Genomic DNA, 2,041 nt, shown 5'->3' on the forward strand with positions numbered 1-2,041 from the left:
AGCTGCGCGCCGCGGCCGCCGAGGGGCGCAACGTCATGCCTGCCTCGATCAAGGCGGCCAAGGCCGGCGTCACCACCGGCGAGTGGGCGGCGCAGATGCGCAGCGTGCACGGCGAGTATCGCGGCCCCACCGGCGTCTCGCGCGCGGTCAGCAACAAAACCGAGGGCCTCGACGATATCCGCGACGCGGTGGACGCGGTCAGTGACCGGCTCGGCCGCCGCCTGCGCTTTCTGGTCGGCAAGCCGGGGCTCGACGGTCACTCGAACGGGGCCGAGCAGATTGCCTTCCGCGCCCGCGACTGCGGGATGGAGATCGACTACGAGGGCATCCGCCTGACGCCGGAGCAGATCGTCGAGGCGGCCAAGACCGGTGCCCACGTGGTCGGCCTGTCGATCCTGTCGGGCAGCCACATCCCGCTGGTCGAGGACCTGATGGAACGGATGCGCGCCGAGGGGCTTTCCGACGTGCCCGTCATCGTCGGCGGCATTATTCCGGACGATGACGCAAAACGGCTGAAAGCGATGGGAGTCGCGAAGGTATATACCCCGAAAGACTTCAATCTAAACACCATCATGATGGATATTGTGACGCTGGTCGATCCTCAGGCCGTCGCCGCGCAATAAAGCCCGACACCTCCCAATAATGGAGAGACTGTGAAACCACTCCCGGAAAAGGTGAGCAGTTTTACGCCTTTATGCAAAATTTTGGTGTTCTGACACAGAATGTATCTTGAGTTTACGCATTAAAAAGAAAAATACCTAAAGTGGAGGCACCCTTCAGAATACCAAGGAGAATAAGAAATGAACTTCGATCTGGAGTCCCTTTCGAAAGACGAACTCACCCAACTGAAAACCGACGTCGAAAAAGCGCTCAAGACAATTGACGCGCGCCGTCGTGCCGAAGCCAAGCGCGCCGCCGAGCAGGCCGCAAAGGAATTCGGTTTCTCGCTCGAGGAAATCCTCGCCGCGAACGAGAAGAAAGGCTCGAAAGGCGCTCCGAAATACGCCAATCCCGCCGCTCCGGATCAGACCTGGACCGGCCGTGGCCGCAAGCCCAACTGGGTGGTTGCTGCGCTCGAAGAGGGCAAGTCGATGGAAGACCTGGCACTCTGATGACGGTCCATATCGGCGCAGAGCCCGGGCAGATCGCCGAAACGGTGTTGATGCCCGGCGATCCGCTGCGGGCGGAATGGGCGGCCAATACCTTTCTCGACGATCCGGTCTGCGTGAACCGGGTGCGGGGGATGCTGGGCTTCACCGGCACCTGGAAAGGCAACCGCGTCACCATTCACGGCTCTGGCATGGGCATGCCCAGCCTGTCGATCTACGCCAACGAACTGATCCGGGACTATGGCGCCAAAACGCTGATCCGGATCGGCTCTTGCGGCGCAATGCAGGAGACCATCGCGGTTCGCGACGTGATCGTGGCGATGACCGCTTCGTCGCTCTCCACCCCCTCGCGCGGCATCTTCCGGGAATTGAACTTCGCGCCCTGCGCCGATTACGGCCTGCTGAATGCGGCGGTCGAGGCGGCGAAAGGCACCGGAGCCACCTGCCACGTGGGCGGCATCTATTCCGCCGACGTGTTCTATGACGAACGTCCCGATCTCAACGAGATCATGACCCGTCACGGCATTCTCGGAGTCGAAATGGAAGCGGCAGAGCTTTACAATCTTGCCGCCCGCCACGGCGTGCGCGCGCTGGCCGTACTTACCGTCTCTGACCACCTTCTCACGAAGGAAGCCCTGCCGTCCGAAGACCGGCAGAGCTCGTTCGGCGACATGGTGCAGATCGCCCTCGAGGCGGCCTTCAGCTAGGCCGCCTTCCCCCTCAATACCGGTTCAGCGCCCGTGGCTGCGGTCATATCCGTTGCGCGCGGGCGTCCGCCACCCTTCCAGAGCCCCCTCGCGCGGCGCGAGGATCTCGACCTGCAGCGGATGGCAAGCGGCGGTGTCCGAGCTGTGCTCGGACGAGCAATCGCCCCCCCCGCCAACCCAGAGCGCGCCCACCCCGTACAGTCTAGTAAAAAAAAAAGAACCAGC

At 62.6% G+C, this 2,041-nt stretch carries 3 protein-coding genes and 1 pseudogene; 3 read left to right on the forward strand and 1 reads right to left on the reverse strand.

Going from position 1 to position 2,041, the window contains the following annotated elements; translation table 11 throughout:
- The 3 genes from AC6RA4_RS25115 to deoD all read left to right on the forward strand — a co-directional run.
- Positions 1–623 (forward strand): cobalamin B12-binding domain-containing protein (locus tag AC6RA4_RS25115; RefSeq protein ID WP_500164995.1); only part of this gene is annotated, 623 nt, incomplete at its 5' end.
- Positions 624–800: 177 nt separating this feature from the next.
- Positions 801–1,112 (forward strand): H-NS histone family protein, encoded by a 312-nt coding sequence (locus tag AC6RA4_RS25120; protein ID WP_500164997.1) that lies wholly within the window; start codon positions 801–803, stop codon positions 1,110–1,112.
- The gene (gene deoD / locus AC6RA4_RS25125) at positions 1,112–1,816 is read left to right on the forward strand and encodes a purine-nucleoside phosphorylase (protein WP_500164999.1); all 705 of its coding nucleotides are present in this window, start codon (positions 1,112–1,114) and stop codon (positions 1,814–1,816) included. The genes AC6RA4_RS25120 and deoD overlap by 1 nt, the downstream gene beginning before the upstream one ends.
- Positions 1,817–1,840: 24 nt before the next feature.
- On the opposite strand, the pseudogene AC6RA4_RS25130 reads toward deoD, so the two are convergent.
- Positions 1,841–2,041 (reverse strand): annotated as a pseudogene (locus AC6RA4_RS25130) (hypothetical protein); the annotation flags it as partial.

The sequence above is a fragment of the Salipiger sp. genome (assembly GCF_059781815.1).

What these genes read in the sequence shown, in the direction of transcription:
- AC6RA4_RS25120 (WP_500164997.1), top strand. Translation starts at nt 801, where the DNA reads ATGAACTTCGATCTGGAGTCCCTTTCGAAAGACGAACTCACCCAACTG.
- deoD (WP_500164999.1), top strand. Translation starts at nt 1,112, where the DNA reads ATGACGGTCCATATCGGCGCAGAGCCCGGGCAGATCGCCGAAACGGTG.